This is a genomic window from Oscillospiraceae bacterium (genome assembly GCA_025757985.1).
Classification (GTDB): domain Bacteria; phylum Bacillota; class Clostridia; order Oscillospirales; family Ruminococcaceae; genus Gemmiger.
This window is the reverse complement of record CP107210.1, coordinates 768,817-784,744: the sequence shown is the minus strand read 5'-3', so window position 1 is coordinate 784,744 and position 15,928 is coordinate 768,817. Positions and strand designations below refer to the sequence as shown.

The following is a 15,928-nucleotide window of genomic DNA, read 5'->3' as shown; positions in this document are numbered from 1 at the left end:
CCTCCTTATGAATAAAGCGAATACTGACTTTTTAAATCATGGTAAAGTATGCATTGACTTTCCCATACTCTTAGTATACACTATATTTGCTGACAGCGCAATAGAAAGTCAGTAAATAATATTTAAGGAGATTGGACATGGCAATTGCTAACATCACCCCAGAAGAAGCCCGTCGTGCTTATCTGCGTGAGTGGAAAAAAGCTCACCCGGATAAAGTCCGCGAGTACAATGCACGGTATTGGAAACGCCGCGCCGAGCGCATGGCGCAGGAACGGGCAGCAGAAAGTGAGGCGAAAAGCAATGATGAATTTTGATTTTCCACGGCTGGCAACCATTCCGCAGGCCGCCGCTGAATCCGGCGTTCCGGTCTACCGTGTGCGGCAACTTTGCAAGAGTGGGCAGGTGCGTAGTGTCCAATGTGGCCGCAAAACGCTCGTGAATCTTACCAGCCTTGCGGCTTGGATGGACGGCGGCGAGCCACCACAGCTACCCGGTATTCACCGGGTGGAGTTATGAAAACAGAAAAAGCCCCTGCCGGTGGTGACGCACCGACAAGGGCAGGGCGGGAAAAAATAGCGCTGAGCGCGCTGCATTGCAAAAATTCCCGCCCTCAGTCTATCAGGTTTGGAGGGAAAAATCAATGTCTATTTTTGAAAGGCTCCCCCAGGGAGAAGAAAACGCAATCTCATCTCGAGAACTGACAAAGCTGTGCGGTTATCGAAGCATTCGGGATTTGCAGGCAAAGGTTGCTGTTGAGCGTGCCGCAGGTGCGCCGATTCTTTCTACATGCCGTCATGGTGGTGGATATTTTCGGGCGGATGATGGAGAAAAGGGACAGCAGGAACTTGAGAATTGTCGCCGCACCCTGACTGCACGGGCAGTTCACATTTTTGGCGCTTTGCGTCCAATCCATAAGGAACTAGGCATCCCGCTTGGCCAGCTGAAATTTGACGAGGACAACGATGAGTGATAGCCGCAGACGCAAGCAGCGCGACCCGCCATATTGGCTGACAGGCCCAAAGGGCGGGAAATCAGCAAACGGCAAGCAGCTCCCCTTTGTATCACTGTACGCCGACCTGCTGCAATCAGAAAAATTTCAAGAACTTGCCCCAGGCGAACAAATGCTGTACATAATGATGTCGCTCGAAGCAAAAGGGCAGGAAGCTTTTGAATTTTCGAGGGCAACGGCAGAAATGTACGGGATTAGTAATGCGGCACTCCGGCGCTGCGTACCGAAACTGATTGACGCAGGTTTTATCTCAGTCGTGGAGAACAACAGGACACGGCGAAAGCCAAACGTTTACCGCTTTGAAATAGGCTGGAAAATTTTAAAGAGATCTGCATCACCTGGCTAACATCTTAGAATGTGTCTCAAAATGAGACAGTGCAAATGCCTCTCTGATTCACTGGTTGTCACATATCGAGACAGTGCGATTGTAAAAATCAGTGCAAATCCACTGCGCACTGTCTCGATATGTGACCTACATGGTAACAAAACGAGACAGCCAAAATGTTTTTGCGGACACCGTTAAACCAAGAAAACCCAACGAAATCAAAAGCCAAAATTTGCAACCAGACGGCAACCAGCTATTTCCCGCATGGGATCGTGCTTTATCAGTTCTCCGAACTTTTGTATCAACCACGTTGCAACCACAAGGGGCACGGCGAAGGGCACAGTAATGGCACAGAAATCAACACACCAGCAACACGCAGTTTTCCGCATAACGGTGGGCTTTGTAGGCTCTCGCTGTTCCGAATCTAACAAACCAACGACAAACAAACGACACGATGAGGGCACGCCCACACCGCGCCAGAATAGGAGATTTTATGAAGAACAAAGATAAGATTTGCGCCACCCTCTCCATGATCGCGGCAGATGGTCGCCATGTTGAGATCGCTTTCACCGATAAGGACGACGCCCGCGCCACAATGGATGCGCTGGAAAGTGGCGTTATTCCCAGGCAAGACCTTGACCGTGCGGTGGCGGACATCGCTTACCGGCTGAACGCCGAACACTACGGCAGCAAAGAGCTTGCCGCCCTTGCATGGCTGGCAGCCAACCCAGATGAGTTCTGCCTGATGCTGCGTGAAGCCTACAACGGTATGGTGTAAAGCGGGAGGGTTGTGCTATCCAGACCTTACCGGGCAAATAAAAAAGCCCCGCTGGGCAGCGGGGTAGACGCAGGGGCAGCATCTTCACTAAAGTATACCACAAAGTGGAGGTGCAATCAATGAACGAACTGGACGATTTAACGCTGATTATGCAAGGTAAAGCCGGTGATACAGCCGCCGTCAATGGACTGTGGTGGCGGCACCAAAATTTCATCCGCCAGCAGATGGCTAAAATCTACGCCAAAAATAAGGGCCTTGCTGACCGTGTGGGCATTGACCGGGATGACCTAATCGTTGAGGGCTGGTTTGCTGTCCGCGATGCAGTGCGGCGGTATGACCCGAGCAAGCGCATGGCCTTTCTTACCGTGCTGGGCTGGTCTATCAGGGCCACCGCAACAAAGGTCTTGACCACCAGCCGGGGAAAGCTTCTCCGTGACGAAAACGGCAAGCAGACCCGCGTACCAGCTGACCCGCTGAACTATGCGTTATCCAGCGACCTGCCCCTAGAGGATGACACCGACAACACCATTGCGGATGTGTACGCTGACCCCACCGTCAACATTGAGCTTGATTTTGAGAACGAACAAAACCGCCTGGCTGTTCTAGCCGCGCTCGATACATTGAAGCCACAGCACCGCAGCATCCTTGAACAGCGCTACCGCTACAATCGGACACTGCAAGAGATTGCCGATGATCGGCGCGTATCCAGGCAGTGTGTGAACGCGCAGGAAAGGACGGCACTGCGAAATTTCAAGAAAGCCTTGAATATGGAGACATTATGCTATGGACCGTAAAAAGCACCTAATAGATTGTGGCGCATTTCTCGTTATGTTCTTGCATGGGAACGCTAAATTGTACGCAGCAACAAAAGATATAAACGTAGGACTTTCAGCGGGGCCGCTGGCGGCCGCGATTATATCCTACAAACTTGAAGCAGAAAACCTCAACAGATTGGAGTGATAAAATGGCAATGAGAACCAGCACGGAGGCGCTCGTAAACGCCTACCTCAACAATTATCAGAATGCCCAGGCCAGTACCGTGAACAGCGGCAGGCAGGCCACACAGAGCACTCAAAACAAAGGCAGCGCCCTTATGAACTCGACCGATAAAACGCTGCCGACTATGACAGACCAGTTTTCTTTTGTGGCAGATGCGGCAAACACAGCGGTAAATACAACGGCATCAACCGCCGAATGGCTTTTAAAGAAAGTAAAGGAACAGGCCGAAGAAGCGGCAAAGGCGGCCAAGAAACGCGGCAGTAGTGCTTCCTGCAGCAGCGGCACAACAACTAATGCGGATAGCTATGATGCTATGGCAGCGGCCGCCGGAAATCTGAAATCTGGCACAGCTTCCAGCTCTACAGATGCTACGCCCAATACGAAGCAGACAAAGGCGCAGGCCAATGCTGATAAACCGAAACCCTCCCAACGTGACCAAGCAGAACGCAACAGCAGCGCCCGCGCACGATACCAGAAAAGCGACCAGTACCAGCAGGATAAACAGGACAGCAAAAAGTTGGCGGCCGCACGGGAAAAAGATGCAAAGTACATCCGCAACCAGCGTACCGCACGCACACTGGAAGAAAATCAGAGCGGCGGCAATAAGGGCAAGGCTGTGGGCAAGACCTACGCAGAACAGCAGAACGCCAGTAACACCGCCGCAAAGCCTGCCAATAGCCGTGCTAGCAGTACGGCCGGTAATCATATCGGCAGCACCGCAGCGGCCGCAGGACAGGCCCCTAGTGCGGCAGAAAATGTTGCTGCGAAAATCAACCGCAACGATTGGAACAGCGTACAGAAAGACACCGCCACCGCCTTGCAGCGCCTACAGAATGATGCCGACTACCGCGCAGAACTGGGCGCGCCGGGCCGTAAACTGACACAGGCCGAAGTGCAGGCCGTCAAGCAGTACAACCAGACAGCGGGGGATCTGTACGAACAGGTCCAGGACGGTCCTCTCTCGCTGGACGACTACAATACCCAAGCGCAGGCTCTTTCCCGGATGAACCAGAAAGCCAGTTTAAATGGCTTGGGTCAGAATCTGCAGGCGGCAACAGCGGGCTTTATGCGCAGTTTTCCGATGCAAAACCAGCTGGACAACGCTATTACCAACTGGGCAGATGACCAGACCAACGGAAAGTATAGCCAAGCCCGCGAAAGCGGCGCTGTGCCGGGCCTGCTGCCCACGCTAGACCAGTATAAAGCCCAAGACCCGTTGGCCGCTCTGGGTGGCTCTGTGGCTGGTAAGGCGGTGCAGTACAACGCATTTAACGCCCTGGCAGATGGTACCAAGTACGCCGATGCAGCCGAAAAGGCGGGCGGCAAAATCTACGATGCCGCAAAGCATGTGCCCGGGCTGAGTAATGTCCTGCAGCCGGGCTTTGGTGAAGCTGCCGGACGGGTAATTGCAGATACTGGCGCAGATCTGGCGCTGGATACGCTGCCCACACTGGTTGATGAGCTTTCAACCTACGATAACCAGCAGGGCCGTATCAAAAACGGCGAGCGCGTAGACAATCCCCTTACCCCCGGCGGGATTGCAGCCGATACAGCAAAGAATATTGCTGGAAACGTGGTAATGAACGCACTGCCGGAACTGGGCAGCGCAGCGATTAACGGTATCAAAAACCGCTTTACTGCGGATGCTATGCTGGACCAGCAGGCCCAGACCGCAAGGCAGACCATGAGCACCGAAGAAGCAAAGGGCTATGTAGATGCTTACCGTGAAGCGCAGAATGCGGCAAACTATAATAGCCAGGCGGATGCGCTGGACCGTAGCTTGTGGCAGCAGGATGATGCCGTGCAGGTTGGCGCAGCGGATACTTCAAATTGGGCGTTCAACCCCGATAAGTTCCTGCAAAAAGCGGACACATCCGTTCCCGCCTACACAGATGCCGCTAGAATCGCCGCTGACAGTGCGCTGGATAGTTCTGCATCTACGACCAAAGATGCGGTACAGGGGCTTTCAGGTGGCTTTCCTGATGGCACCGGCACAGCCAAAGAGCGTGGCTTTACTGCATCACTGCGCACAAATTCCGACCTGCCGGATGAGGTCAAAAAAGAGTTTGCAACAGCGCCGGAAATTTATAATCAGCTGTCCAATGCTGATACAAAAGCCCGTGCAGATGCGGTGTTGGCAAAGGGACAGGGGTCGGCTGTCAAGGAATACCAGAACATGCTTTCTCAGCGTGATCCGGCGGCGGTGCCCCTGGGGTATCAGCTGGCAAAGCAGTACATTGCAGATGGTGATAGCGATTCCGCCGTAGAACTGCTACGCGGTATGTCCAAAGAGCTGACAGCCAGCGGCCAGTTCTCACAGGCAGCAGCAATCAATCTGATGCAGAACGACCCCATGACCGCCCTACGCTATGCGCAGCGCAGTATTGATGATCTGAACGCCAGCGGTGCAAAGGAACTGGGCCGCCAATGGAAAGACTTCAAACTGACGGATACCGAGATCGAAGCCTTCAAAAATATCTCCGCCGGGGATAGTGAAGCTATTGCAGCCGCAATGCAAAATGTCGGCAACCGCTTGGCGAAAGAGTACCCGGTATCGCTCACCCAAAAGCTGACCGAAGCCCGCCGCCTGGGCTTCCTGCTGAACCCGCGCACCCAGATTCGCAACATCGCGGCCAACGTGGCGCAGATGCCGGTCACGGGCATTTCGGATAAGGTCAGCGCGGCCTTGCAGACTCTTTACGCTAAGACCGGCAAAAGCACCGATTTTGTACAGACCAAAGCCCTGTACGTTGACAAGACCAGTAAGGACGTTGCGGAACAGGTCTGGAACCAGGTCAAGGACAGCATTGATGGAAGCAGCAGCTATGAACAGCCGCTCTCTGATGTGGTACAAAATGCCGAAGTATTCAAGCTGGGGAAGAACCAGCAGCACAACATTCTGGCGAACGCTCCCGGCGTGAAAAAAGGTGCGCAGGCACTGGAAGCACTCAGCCAGAAGTTCACCGGCAAGAATGTTTTTGACCAGATGAGCAGTGAAAAATCCGTACTTGAAAATATCCGGCAGTTTACCTATGGTTTGCTGGAATTGGGCGATGCACCGTTTGTTAAAAAGAGCTTTACGGACAGCCTGGCCAATATTGCGGCAGCGAACAAAATTACAAGTGCCGACCAAATCACCACAGACATGATCGCCCAGGCTACGCAAGATGCTATGCGGACGACCTACAAGGACGATAATAAATGGACAGAACTGTTCAGCTCTATCCACAAACTGGGCGGCGTGGGCGAAGTCGTCATGCCGTTCACTAAGACCCCTGCAAACATGGTCGCCCGCAGTCTGGATTACAGCCCTGTCGGCCTTGCCAAAGGTGTGAAGGATTTTTACACAAAAGGCGGCAACCCGGCAGAATACATTGACGAGATTGCAAAGGGCCTGACCGGTTCGGCAGGTATAGCTCTGGGCGCAGCGCTGTATAAGTCTGGTGTCTTGACGGGCGCGGAGAGCGACAATGCCAATAAAAAAGCGTTTGATAAGCAGAACGGTTTCCTGCCTTTCGCAATCCATGTTCCGGGAACGAATGTCTACTACCGCATTTCAGATTTTCAGCCAAGCATGATGAGCGTTATCACCGGCGTGGCATTTGCGCAAGCTATTTCCGGCGATGAAACGCCGGAACAGGCGGCAAAAGGCGCGGTTGTGGCGTTTACAAACACACTTGCAGACAACTCAAACCTCTCCAATATTGGTGACCTGTTCGGCAACTATGACGGTCTGGGCGGCGGCCTGTGGGATGCCGCTCTAGGTCTGCCGCAGAGTATGGTCCCGTCACTGTCCAACGCCGTGACTAAAAGTACAGATACCACCGTCCGCAATCCCTATGACGCCACAGACCCCATCCAAAGCCAGAAAAACCAGATCATGGCAAAGATTCCCGGCCTGTCGCAGGAACTTCCCGCCGCCTATGACACCTGGGGCAACGAAAAGCAGCGGGATAATGCAGCGTTTGAACAGTTCCTTGACCCGGCAGCGTTCACGAACCAGACCATCAGCCGCCGAGATGCGGAGATTCAGCGCTTGTACGATGCCACCGGCGACAATGGCGTATATCCGCCCAGCATCAAGAATGGCACTACAGTAGATGACCTGAAGCTGAACAACGTCCAGACCAGTGAATACCAGCGTGTGGCCGGCCAGCTGAACAGCCAGCTTGTAGATACTATCATGGCAACGGACGAGTACAAGCAGGCTGACGATACCTACAAAGTCAAGATGCTGAAAACGGCCTATAGCATTGGCAGAGAAGCAGGCAAAGAAGCTGCCAACCCGGATTATGTCAGCACTGACAAAGATTATCTGGCATACAAAGCCAGCGGCATTGAGGGGGCTATGCTCACCGCTTCTGTTGGTGCAGTGTTGGATAAAGCCCGCGATGAAAAGCGCACGGACACTGGCGACCAGAACGCCAGCCTAAACAAGGCTGAAACCTGGCAGGCTATTCCCTCGCTTGATACTTATGACCAGATGGTCAAGGCGTACCTGATGAACAGTTCTGACGATGCAGCGCAAAAGCTCTATGATAAATCCGGCGCAGATGCAACGGCTGCATATTTGGATATTTACACCGCTACGGCAAAACAGAACGAAGATGACGACAGCGCCACCCAGATTGAAAAAATCCAGGCAACGTTGCCGGTACTGAAACAGTATGACCTGACCGCCGACCAACAGATGGACGTTGCAGAGATGTTCCTGCAGAAAGAAAGCCCTGCAGTTCGTGTACAAAAGGAATACGGCTCCGAGCTGGCCTTAAAGTATTTAGATACCTATGCACAGTCAGACACCAATGCTGACGGCAAAGTCTCAGATGCAGAATTTAAAAATACACTGCTGCGTGTTCCTACTCTCTCCGATGATGATGTCGGCAAGATTTATCTGTCCAGCAAAACCACCGATGACAGCACGGACGAAAAGGCCCAGACCTTTAATGCCACCTACGGCCCCGGCGGTGTGGCCAATTATCTGAAACTGCAATACCTTGAACGCGCCTACCATGAAGCCGAAGCAAACCGCAAGATTGCATCTGGCGAGGGCGGCAATCCTAACGGCAGCTTTAACAAGTCCGATCTGGTCAATGCCCTGAATTATATGGATCTCACCAACGAGGAGCGCCGCGCATATTTCAGTATCGTTGCACCTACCTGGAAAAACCCGTATTAACCCATAGAGGGGCGTATCCGTAGAGGATATGCCTCTCTTTTTTTACGACCGTCCGTTTGAAAGCATCACCAGCCCGCGATACAGGCCTGCACAGCCGTTTTTCTACTATCGAAATATAGTTTACCGTCTACTGCCAAAGCACTGCCATAGACGCTTATTTTAGGGTACAAAGAAACAACCGCCCTCTGCCTACCAGTTCAGAGAGCGGTTGCTTTATATAAGGAGGCGCTTCCCGAGAAGCCGCTCCGGGAAGTCTTTACTTTTCTGTGGGGTCAATACCCAAGCGCTTGGAGATATTTGCCAGTAGCTCCCTATCGGCAGAGGTCATTACCTCATCGGTAGAAATCTCGCTGCGGTCAACGGGTTTGTCTCCGGCACTGTCCCGCACAAAGGTTGCAGCTTTTGTATCGCCATCAATGGCCCGTCTGATCTGTGACAGGGCGATGGCTTCATACAAGCTCACGCTGCGCCCCTGTTCCCGGGCAAGCTGCTGCACCTTTTCGGTCAGTTCGTCATCCGTCAGGGTGGACGTATCGCAATCAAGCGCTAATATTGTATCCAAAATGTCCCGCAAGGCTGTTTTGCGGCGGCGCTGTTCTGCCTGCGCCTGCTGCCCCTTGCGACGCACTTCCAGCTCCCACGCCTTTTGCTCCGGCGTATCGGAACTACCAAAGGATTTTAATGCCATATCCACACCACCCCAGTGTTTTCTTTAATCATACCATAAAAACGCAAAAATGTCAATACAGCGATAATTTTATAGCAAATGGGCGCGGCGATGGCTGATATATATACTAGGGGGGGCTGGCTCGTTAGGAGACCGGGGCCGCCCCTCATAGGGGGGAGGAGTCAACCGGGTTTTCAGTTTTCCAGGTAGCAAAAAAATAAGCCCCGCCGGGCTGGATGACATAAAAAAGAGGGAACGCCGAAGCGTTCCCCATCTGCATTAAATTATGCGGCAATAGCAAATATGACTAGCGCGACAGCTACAGTGCCGACAATAACCGCCCAGGGCATCCAATCGGCCTTCCATTTAAATGCTTTTTCCATAAAATAAGCTTCAAAAGCCTCTAATGCAAATACGATGAACACCGTCGCAAGAATTGCAAATATTCCTGAAAGAAAAATGTTTGTTATCTGCATATAGACCGATTCCATGTCGGAATGACTTCCAAATGTACTATATGCCATACCACATATTCCAGCGACTGATATTAGAGCGTATTCAAGAGAACTCCTGTCTTTCATTTACTGTTGCTCCTCTTATCGGCAATATCAGTATCTATTATAGATCTGCCCACGATTTCCGGCATCCACGACTCGCACAATCAACTGCCCGTTGTCCACCGTGTAGATAATGCGGTAGTCACCCACACGTAGCCGAAAAAATCCTGGATGGCCTTTAAGTTGCTTTCGGTCTCCCTCGTCGGGAAGTTTGGCGATTGCCTTTAAGACTCTGGTTTCATCCGGGCGCGGCAGCTTTTTAAGGAACTTTTGCGCGTCCTTCTCAATCTTGATTTGGTATTTCATAGCGCAATACCTTCCTGCGCCGCGAACTCTTCCAAGCTGATGCTTTCGTGCTTGTCGGGCGAATCATCGTTCAGATAGTTTTGCAACAACTGCTCGCAAAAAGCATCGTCTGCCTCTTCATCGGCGGTCAAGCCCTGCACATAGGCAAGAATATAACCCATCTTGTAGGCTGGTACATCGTCCAGAAGTTGGATAACTCTTTCTTTCTCGCTCATAATAGCGCCCCCTTACTTATACAGTAGTATCTTCTGCAATTTGATTTTCAATCGCTCTTGTAATAAAGCCGTTTACACTTTCCCCATGTTCGTCTGCGTGAGCTTTTATTTCTGCCCTTTTGCCTTTGGGGAGGCGTAACAGCACTTTGTCATAGTTTGCGGTTTCATATTTTGTTGTTGCCTTAATCTGCGCCTTGCTTACCGGCATGGCATACACCTCTTTTCTATTTTACTACATTATAGCACAATACAATCACGATAGCGATATAGAAATTGCATAACGATAGCGCTATATCTTTGTGCACATTGCATATTGATATAACGATAGCGATATAGTATAATGGAATCGTCGAAAGGGAAAAGGTCAAGGCGGACGTCAAGCGAAAGCCCACCAGAAACGACCAGATAAGACGCGGACAGGACTGCAAGAACCGCCACAGAGCGTGCAGACGGCACCGAGCCCCCGCGAACCTCAAACCTTACGGCAAAAAGAAAGCGCCCCGCACCAGCAGACCAAAGCAAACGCGAGACGCACCACATTAAGAGCAAGCCTATTATAGCATGGTTTGCCCCGCAAAGTAAAGGAGTATACCATGAGCAGCACCGAAATTTTGTCCCTCGTTGAACAGTACAAAGAAGCCCAGCAGCTTATTGAAGCCGCACAGGCCGAGATGGACGACCTCAAGCGCCAAATCACTGAAGAGATGACCCGCCGGGATGTGGACACGATGGATGCAGGCACCCACAAGGTGCGCTACCAGACCGTGACCAGCTCCCGGCTGGACAGCAAGGGCCTGAAAGCCGCCGCGCCGGAACTGGCCGCCCGCTTCACCAAGACCACCACGAGCCGCCGCTTCTCTATCGCCTGAAAGGATGGTTTGCAATGGAACTACTTGAAGAAATCAAGACCGCCGCCGATGACCTGACCGCTGATGAACTGGAAAAGGTTCTGCAATACATCCAGGCCGTCAAGCACCGCCGCACAGAATAACAACCACAGCTGCGCTATCAGGCTATACGGGCACTTTCAGGAGGCTCAAACGCTTATGAATGAAATTAACCGCGCCGCCTATATCACGGCCTTACAGGGCCTGCTAGTAGCCGCTACGGATGCCCAACTGGACACCCTTTGGTGCATGGCAACAAAAATGATTCTTGAACAGGGGGAAACCGAGCAATGACAGATAAAGAGCTATGGGAACTGCGCCTTAGTCTTATCAAGGATATCATGACACTGACGGACAAGCAAGTTCAGTACATCATCAACCAACTGAACGCCGCACAAGGCCCCGCCGGGGCGCACACGGAGGCTTTACCATGAAGAAAGCAATCTACCTTGCCATTGCCGCACTCGCGCTCCTGCTGGCCTTTCTCGCGGGCTGTGCGGTCACTATCCGCTGCGCCGTCCCGGTAGGGCCAGTACAGAACACGAACGGCTATATCATCTCGTACCGCTACGGCGATTACTGGCTTAATGAATTTTACGAAGGGAGCATAGCACAATGACTATTGCAAAAGAGGACCGGGAATTTCTGGAGTTGTTTCGCCAAGCAACGCCAGAGGGCAAGCGCCTTATGGTGATTGAACTGATTGCCTTAAATCGTTTGGTCGGGCAGGCTGGGCGCGAAATTCCGAAATGCAGCCGGGCAGAGTACAAGCGTCACATCAAAGCGCTCCGCCAAGTGCAGCACACAAGCAACATTCCTCTAATTAAGCAGGCAGCCACCAAAAGCATCGACCTTATCCGCGAGGTTTGCCCCATCAAGTGACACGGAAAGCACGAGCGCTCCGCAAGGGGCGCTTTTCTTATTTATGGGACTGCAAAAATGGTCATAATTTGGGCATAATTGCATTGAAAACTACTAAAAACCACTAAAAGGCACAACAAGCAGGTATGCGAATTATCGCACAATATTGCACGTTATTTAACGATGCAACGCCAAGAATTAGCAATTCGTAATCAGCAGGTCGCCGGTTCAAGTCCGGCCACCAGCTCCAAGAAAACGCCGCAGAGCGATGAATTTCGTTCTGCGGCGTTTTATTTTTATGTTTTGCCGGGCTGGGCGGCCCGGTTGTATGTAAACCAGTACGGCGGCCGTGCAGAGGAATCTGCACGGCCGCCGTACTATTTATTCGGTTTCAGTCGGTTTCGGCTCGGTGGGCGGGGTGCTGTTGTTCGCTACCGGAATAAAGCGCTTCGCAAATTTGTTCTTGCCGCGGCTGCATACATAAAAATAGCCGATGATCGAGAAGGTCAGCGCGCCGATAAAGTTGACGAACAGATCCTCCATCGTGTCCAGCAGACCAATGTCGAGATACCCGCCCAGACCCAGTGCGGTCTGGGTACCGTCGGCCTGAACAATGATGACATCGGTGATATCCTTCAGCACAACGGGGGTGTTGCCGCCGGTGGGGTCCAGCATGACGGAGCCGATCGTGCTGACGACCGTGTCCTTCTGCATATCAAGGAAGAACAGCTGATCCATCGTACACTCAAAAAATTCCCAGATAACGCCCACCGTCATCGAGAAGCAGAACGCTACGATGGCCAGATACAGGGGGGAAAGATGAAACCGCACTTCGCTGTGGCGGTTCAGAATGTCCAGCAGGGAAAAGCCGATGGCAGCGCACAAAAAGCCGTTCAGCGTGTGCAGGACCGTATCCCAATAGGGGTAGTTTACATAGTACGCACCGATCTCTCCCATGATCTCGGCGGCGTAGATGAACAGCAGGATGATGATCTCCAGCGTGTTTGGAAGGGCAATATCCAGCTTGCGCTCCATCAGGCTCGGCATCATAAAGAGCAGAAGTGTCAGCACGCAGAGAAACACATTCTCAAAGTTGCGGTTGAAGATTTGCGCCAGCATCACCAGCACGACCGAGGTCCGCAGCAGAATATATACCATTGTGACCGAACGCTTTTCGCGCCGGGCCTTTTTAAAGGAATCAGTTTTGGGGTGGTCCATGGCTTCTCCTTCTCAATCGTCCAGCGTAAAGTCCTTGGGGTCCAGCTCGGGCAGCACCTGACGGCGGGGCACACGCATCAGGGGATCATAGCTGAATTTGCGGCAGCAGTAATAAGGGGAGACAACACCCTTGTGCCGACACAGGATCATTTTGGGGTCGGCGGCGGGGGAGCCGTGCAGGCAGTAGGCACAGGCAGGGGCAATGTGCGCGCCGTAGTAACTCTTTTTAAACATTAGCCTCACCCCTAAAAACAAAAATATACTGTTATTTATTATAAAGGTTTTGTCGAACCTTGTAAAGTGCTGCGCACAGAAAGGCAAAACCCAGCAGCGCTGCATCGGGCGGCAGCCGGGAAATTGGCACGACCCTTGCCGAAAGGCTGCTGCAGACAGCCAGACTGCCCGGCAAAAAGCGCACGCAGAGCCGAACCAGCCCCTGCAAAAAGAAAAAGTGCAGTACCCGGCTGAGCAGCAGGGCGCGCGGGCAGAACGCATCCCCGGAAAAAAGCTGTATCTGGGACCAGACTGAAAGGCCGAGCAGACTCAAAACGGCGCAGCAGCCGTAGAGCGCTATCTGCCCGCCCCGCGCGGCAGCATCCGCGCAACCGGCGCTGATCTCCAGCGCAGCACTGAGCAGCAGGGGCGGCACCGGTAAAAACGCACGGATGACCGCGCCCACGATGCGGAAAAACACCACGCACCCGCAGACAGACAGGCTTGCACTGACGGCCGAGGAGATGGCGCAGGGCAGTCCGGATATCTGCGGCGGGGCGGGCGGTGCCGGCCGGGCGGCGGAAAAAGCGCGGCTTGGACGGCCAGAGGCAGAAAAAAGATCCAGACAGGCCGTAGCCGCGAGGTTTGCCGCAAGCTGTGCGGTGTATAATAATACCCCCAGCTGCAGGCGTCCCAGCAGCAGCCCGCCCACGCAGCCTATGACAAAGCCCGGCCCGGAGCAGCAGCCCAGCAGAAGCAGCCTCCGGGCGTCCCGGCGGCTGATGCGCTGCGCGCCGTATAGCCGACCGGCCAGCTGTGCCGATACCGCATACCCGCCCAGCCAGGACAGTGCAACGGCCTGCGCGGCCTCGGGTGTTTCCAGCCCCAGCAGCCGCTGCAGGGGGCGCAGCAGCCGGGCAGGCGGCGGGGCAGCCGTCAGCAGCTCGCACACCACAAAAAAGGGGAACAGCGCGGGCAGCACGCTCGCAAGGCAGAGTGCTGTGCCGGAGGCAAAGCCCTCCGCCGCAGCCTCCGGTGCTGCCAGCAGCAGTATGCCCAGCACCCCCGCTGCTGCCACCGCCGCGCGCTGTCGTTTTTTGCAGTTGTTCATATTGCGCACCTCACTGCGTATATTTGGGTAACAGTTTTGCGCGGGGAGGGAACAGCCATGAAACCGAAAAAGCCGCATCCCCGCAAGCACCATGGGCGCCCCGACCTGCGCCGTATGCTGGCCCCGCCGCCGCAGGGCTTTTACCGCCTGCCGGAGATGGAACTGCGGGGCGGCAGCCTACTGACAGACGGCTGCCGCCGGGTGCTGGATTTCACCCCGCAGCGCATCTGCCTTGATATGGGGGACACTCTGGTAACATTGTATGGCGAGGAGCTGCGGATAGAATCCTTCGCGGGCAAAAGATTGATTCTGGCCGGGCGGTTTGCGCGGGTCGAGCTGCGCAGCAAGTGGGAGGTGACGCAGCCGTGAAACTTAGGCTTTGGGCTGCGGATACCTTCCGCTTTTCGGTGCAGGGACCGGAGATCCACCGGTTCCTCAACCATGCGGCTGCAGCGGGGGTGCGCCTGCGCCGCGTCCGCTGGCAGAAGGACGGCTGCAGCGCAGCCGCCGATGGCATAGATCGCCGCAGGCTGGAAAAAATCGCGGCGGACGGCGGCTGGGTCATCACAGTGACAGCGCGCCGCGGCCCCGGCCGCCGCGCCGAGTCCTTGCTGCAGACCCGCCCCGGGCTGGCGGCGGGCATGATTTTGTTTTTGGTGCTTCTGAAATTTCTGGGCGGGTTTGTCTGGTGCGTGGACTTCGGCGCGATGGATGCCGACCTGCAGCCCATGATGCGTCAGCTGCTTGCCGACTGTGCTATCCATGAGGGAACCCGCCTGACAAAGCCGCTGCTGCAGGCGGCACAGGCGAAGGCTTTGCGCCGCAGTGAGACATTCGGCTGGATCAGCCTGAATTTTATCGGCGGCTGCCTTTCTATCGAAAGCACCCCCGCCCAGACCCGCACTGTCCGGGAACCACCGCCCACGGCGGGGCTGTATGCGAGGGCGGATGGTGTGATTTTGGCAGTAGAGATCGAGAGCGGCTTTGCTGCGGTGGAGCCGGGGCAGACAGTGACGGTGGGTCAACCGCTGGCCGCCGCAGAAAAGCTGGACCGCAAGGGAAATGCGGTGATACAAGGCGCGCAGGGGCGCATTGTGGCGCGGGTGCAGCGGCAGTACACGGCCAGCCGGCCGCTGACGGTCAGGGCTTGTGCCTATACGGGTCGCAGCACAGAGCGGACAACGCTGTATCTGCCCGGCTATACCCGCACGGAGGAAACCGACGCACCGCTGCGCAGCGCAGAGATGCAGACAGAATGGCAGCCCCTGCGTCTGGGACGCTTGGCACTGCCCGGCTGCCTTTGCCGTGTGACAAGCCGGGAGCGGGCTGTGCAGACGCTGATCTACCCGGAGAGGACCGCTGCCGCGCTGTCGCTGCGCGATTGCCGGGCGCAGCTTCTCAAGGAATTTCCCGATGCTGAGATAGAGGCGGAGCAGCGCGAAATTTCCGCGCAAAACCAGACGGTGCAGGCCTGTGTGACCTACATTTTTACGGCGGACATTGCCGCGCGGCAATGATTTAACATTTTTTGCGTAGTGTGACGAAATCGCCGGTAAAATTTTGTGCAATATTCACAGTTTCTTTTGCAGAAAACTGTGATATA

The 15,928-nt window shown here is 54.2% G+C and carries 24 protein-coding genes; 16 read left to right on the top strand and 8 right to left on the bottom strand.

Going from position 1 to position 15,928, the window contains the following annotated elements; translation table 11 throughout:
• Positions 1 to 137 precede the first annotated feature (137 nt).
• The 9 genes from OGM67_03955 to OGM67_03915 all read left to right on the top strand — a co-directional run bounded on the left by OGM67_03955 (position 138) and on the right by OGM67_03915 (position 8,290).
• On the top strand, positions 138 to 314 hold the full coding sequence (locus OGM67_03955) for a hypothetical protein (GenBank protein ID UYJ35494.1): 177 nt from the start codon (positions 138 to 140) through the stop codon (positions 312 to 314).
• The gene (locus OGM67_03950; GenBank protein UYJ35493.1) at positions 301 to 516 is read left to right on the top strand and encodes a helix-turn-helix domain-containing protein; all 216 of its coding nucleotides are present in this window, start codon (positions 301 to 303) and stop codon (positions 514 to 516) included. Before OGM67_03955 ends, OGM67_03950 begins: the two co-directional genes overlap by 14 nt.
• 124 nt (positions 517 to 640) lie before the next feature.
• Positions 641 to 970 carry a hypothetical protein gene (locus OGM67_03945; protein ID UYJ35492.1) on the top strand — a complete coding sequence of 110 codons (330 nt, stop codon included), beginning with the start codon at positions 641 to 643 and terminating at the stop codon, positions 968 to 970.
• Positions 963 to 1,355 (top strand): hypothetical protein, encoded by a 393-nt coding sequence (locus OGM67_03940; GenBank protein UYJ35491.1) that lies wholly within the window; start codon positions 963 to 965, stop codon positions 1,353 to 1,355. The genes OGM67_03945 and OGM67_03940 overlap by 8 nt, the downstream gene beginning before the upstream one ends.
• Positions 1,356 to 1,510: 155 nt before the next feature.
• Complete coding sequence (locus OGM67_03935) at positions 1,511 to 1,762, top strand: hypothetical protein (protein UYJ35490.1); 252 nt, start codon at positions 1,511 to 1,513, stop codon at positions 1,760 to 1,762.
• 65 nt (positions 1,763 to 1,827) lie between these two features.
• On the top strand, positions 1,828 to 2,112 hold the full coding sequence (locus OGM67_03930) for a hypothetical protein (protein ID UYJ35489.1): 285 nt from the start codon (positions 1,828 to 1,830) through the stop codon (positions 2,110 to 2,112).
• A gap of 119 nt (positions 2,113 to 2,231) precedes the next feature.
• Entirely contained in the window at positions 2,232 to 2,906 is a 675-nt protein-coding gene (locus OGM67_03925; protein UYJ35488.1) for a sigma-70 family RNA polymerase sigma factor, read from the top strand.
• On the top strand, positions 2,896 to 3,072 hold the full coding sequence (locus tag OGM67_03920; GenBank protein UYJ35487.1) for a hypothetical protein: 177 nt from the start codon (positions 2,896 to 2,898) through the stop codon (positions 3,070 to 3,072). Before OGM67_03925 ends, OGM67_03920 begins: the two co-directional genes overlap by 11 nt.
• A gap of 4 nt (positions 3,073 to 3,076) precedes the next feature.
• The gene (locus OGM67_03915; GenBank protein ID UYJ35486.1) at positions 3,077 to 8,290 is read left to right on the top strand and encodes a hypothetical protein; all 5,214 of its coding nucleotides are present in this window, start codon (positions 3,077 to 3,079) and stop codon (positions 8,288 to 8,290) included.
• A gap of 256 nt (positions 8,291 to 8,546) precedes the next feature.
• On the opposite strand, the gene OGM67_03910 is transcribed toward OGM67_03915, so the two are convergent.
• The 5 genes from OGM67_03910 to OGM67_03890 all read right to left on the bottom strand — a co-directional run bounded on the left by OGM67_03910 (position 8,547) and on the right by OGM67_03890 (position 10,243).
• Positions 8,547 to 8,978, bottom strand: coding sequence for a hypothetical protein (locus OGM67_03910; protein ID UYJ35485.1), 432 nt, complete (start codon positions 8,976 to 8,978; stop codon positions 8,547 to 8,549).
• Positions 8,979 to 9,241: 263 nt separating this feature from the next.
• Positions 9,242 to 9,538, bottom strand: coding sequence for a hypothetical protein (locus OGM67_03905; protein UYJ35484.1), 297 nt, complete (start codon positions 9,536 to 9,538; stop codon positions 9,242 to 9,244).
• Positions 9,539 to 9,565: 27 nt separating this feature from the next.
• Complete coding sequence (locus tag OGM67_03900) at positions 9,566 to 9,820, bottom strand: type II toxin-antitoxin system RelE/ParE family toxin (protein UYJ35483.1); 255 nt, start codon at positions 9,818 to 9,820, stop codon at positions 9,566 to 9,568.
• Positions 9,817 to 10,035, bottom strand: coding sequence for a hypothetical protein (locus tag OGM67_03895; protein UYJ35482.1), 219 nt, complete (start codon positions 10,033 to 10,035; stop codon positions 9,817 to 9,819). The genes OGM67_03900 and OGM67_03895 overlap by 4 nt, the downstream gene beginning before the upstream one ends.
• Positions 10,036 to 10,051: 16 nt before the next feature.
• Entirely contained in the window at positions 10,052 to 10,243 is a 192-nt protein-coding gene (locus OGM67_03890; GenBank protein ID UYJ35481.1) for an Arc family DNA-binding protein, read from the bottom strand.
• A gap of 385 nt (positions 10,244 to 10,628) precedes the next feature.
• Here OGM67_03890 and OGM67_03885 point away from each other — a divergent pair, with 385 nt between their 5' ends.
• The 5 genes from OGM67_03885 (at position 10,629) to OGM67_03865 (ending at position 11,804) form a co-directional block, all read left to right on the top strand.
• The gene (locus OGM67_03885; protein UYJ35480.1) at positions 10,629 to 10,904 is read left to right on the top strand and encodes a hypothetical protein; all 276 of its coding nucleotides are present in this window, start codon (positions 10,629 to 10,631) and stop codon (positions 10,902 to 10,904) included.
• A 177-nt stretch (positions 10,905 to 11,081) separates the two neighbouring features.
• Positions 11,082 to 11,216: a hypothetical protein gene (locus OGM67_03880; protein UYJ35479.1), complete on the top strand. Its 135-nt coding sequence runs from the start codon at positions 11,082 to 11,084 to the stop codon at positions 11,214 to 11,216.
• On the top strand, positions 11,213 to 11,356 hold the full coding sequence (locus OGM67_03875; GenBank protein UYJ35478.1) for a hypothetical protein: 144 nt from the start codon (positions 11,213 to 11,215) through the stop codon (positions 11,354 to 11,356). The genes OGM67_03880 and OGM67_03875 overlap by 4 nt, the downstream gene beginning before the upstream one ends.
• The gene (locus OGM67_03870; protein ID UYJ35477.1) at positions 11,353 to 11,541 is read left to right on the top strand and encodes a hypothetical protein; all 189 of its coding nucleotides are present in this window, start codon (positions 11,353 to 11,355) and stop codon (positions 11,539 to 11,541) included. Before OGM67_03875 ends, OGM67_03870 begins: the two co-directional genes overlap by 4 nt.
• Entirely contained in the window at positions 11,538 to 11,804 is a 267-nt protein-coding gene (locus tag OGM67_03865) for a hypothetical protein (protein ID UYJ35476.1), read from the top strand. Before OGM67_03870 ends, OGM67_03865 begins: the two co-directional genes overlap by 4 nt.
• A gap of 360 nt (positions 11,805 to 12,164) precedes the next feature.
• Here OGM67_03865 and OGM67_03860 read toward each other — a convergent pair whose 3' ends face one another.
• From OGM67_03860 to OGM67_03850, 3 genes are read right to left on the bottom strand one after another with little or no spacing between them, the layout of a single operon-like run.
• Positions 12,165 to 13,001 (bottom strand): hypothetical protein, encoded by an 837-nt coding sequence (locus tag OGM67_03860; GenBank protein UYJ35475.1) that lies wholly within the window; start codon positions 12,999 to 13,001, stop codon positions 12,165 to 12,167.
• A 12-nt stretch (positions 13,002 to 13,013) separates the two neighbouring features.
• Positions 13,014 to 13,235, bottom strand: coding sequence for a hypothetical protein (locus tag OGM67_03855; GenBank protein UYJ35474.1), 222 nt, complete (start codon positions 13,233 to 13,235; stop codon positions 13,014 to 13,016).
• 31 nt (positions 13,236 to 13,266) lie between these two features.
• Positions 13,267 to 14,325, bottom strand: a complete 1,059-nt coding sequence (locus tag OGM67_03850; GenBank protein UYJ35473.1) for a hypothetical protein — start codon at positions 14,323 to 14,325, stop codon at positions 13,267 to 13,269.
• A gap of 57 nt (positions 14,326 to 14,382) precedes the next feature.
• Between OGM67_03850 and OGM67_03845 the strand changes: the two genes are divergently transcribed.
• A complete protein-coding gene (locus tag OGM67_03845; GenBank protein UYJ35472.1) occupies positions 14,383 to 14,694 on the top strand; it encodes a hypothetical protein in 312 nt (103 codons plus the stop codon).
• Entirely contained in the window at positions 14,691 to 15,842 is a 1,152-nt protein-coding gene (locus OGM67_03840) for a sporulation protein YqfD (GenBank protein ID UYJ35471.1), read from the top strand. Before OGM67_03845 ends, OGM67_03840 begins: the two co-directional genes overlap by 4 nt.
• Positions 15,843 to 15,928: the final 86 nt, after the last annotated feature.